Annotated in this window: 1 protein-coding gene and 1 pseudogene; one reads left to right on the top strand and one right to left on the bottom strand. The window is 68.5% G+C overall.

Features of this window, described 5'->3' with window-relative positions; translation table 11 throughout:
* A pseudogene (locus ACFWPJ_RS33775) lies at window positions 1-192 on the bottom strand (alpha/beta hydrolase); the annotation flags it as partial.
* A 100-nt stretch (window positions 193-292) separates the two neighbouring features.
* On the opposite strand from ACFWPJ_RS33775, the gene ACFWPJ_RS33770 reads away from it, so the two are divergent.
* The gene (locus tag ACFWPJ_RS33770) at window positions 293-889 is read left to right on the top strand and encodes a TetR/AcrR family transcriptional regulator (RefSeq protein ID WP_378857708.1); all 597 of its coding nucleotides are present in this window, start codon (window positions 293-295) and stop codon (window positions 887-889) included.
* Window positions 890-1,012: the final 123 nt, after the last annotated feature.

Here is a 1,012-nt window from a genome sequence, read left to right as displayed (position 1 = left end):
GCCACCTAGTGAGTGCAGCAACACTATCGTAACCCCTTCGCCCGCACAAGCTATGCGGACCCGGGTGTAACCTAACGACGTGGCGAAATCGACCGTGGTCGACGGAATCGGCCACTGCTTCTCCAGCTCTCGGTACGCACGCATGTACTCCTCGCGCGCCTTGTCGTTCTTGAATGTGCCGATCTTGGCCATGACCACCCCTGCCTCTCGTTGATGATATGACCGTACCATAAAGATGGTATGGGCGTACCATCAAGGTTTCGTCGGATCGAACAGACAAGAGGAGCAGCGAGTGCCGCGGTTGGCCGATCACGAAGAACGGCGCAGGTCGATCACCACTGCCGCGCGCCGGGTGATCGCCCGGGGCGGACTCGAGGCAGCCACCTTCCAGTCCGTCGCCGCCGAGGCCGGGGTCTCGGTGCGGTCGGTGCAGTACTACTTCGGCACCAAACGGGAGTTCCTGCTCGCCACCCATCGCGCCGTCGTCGCGAATTCGGGTGCGCGCCTTCACCAGGCACTGGCCGCGCTCGGGCCGGACGCGGGCCCCCGCGATATCGTCCGCGCGGTCCTGCTCGGCCTGCTCCCCCTCGACGAACCCAGCCGCGAGGACGCCGTCATCCTCGGCATCTTCCATGCCGCCACGCTCACCGGCCCCGACCTCGACTCCACCGACACCGCCGAGACACCGAACTACATCGTCGATGCGGTCGCCGCCCAGCTCCGGCGACTACGCGGCCCCGAGGCCGAGGAGACGACCATCCGCGCGGACGCCGAGATCGTCCTCCTCGCCGTCGCCGGGCTGGCCCAGGGAATGCTCACCGACAACGACATGGCCGCGCGCGCACCGCAACTCGTCGACCACCTGCTCGACCGGGTGATGATCACCTGACCGCCGAAACGCGGCGGTGGGGCCGCGCGGCGCCCCGCCGGGCCGGGGGGTGGGGCGCCGTTATACGGTGCGGCTGATGGCCCCCCACCCCCCCGAGCACGCGCGGGGACGCGAGCCCACTCG

It is taken from the genome of Nocardia sp. NPDC058497 (assembly GCF_042720195.1).
Classification (GTDB): domain Bacteria; phylum Actinomycetota; class Actinomycetes; order Mycobacteriales; family Mycobacteriaceae; genus Nocardia.
This window is presented reverse-complemented; position numbering and strand designations above follow the sequence as displayed.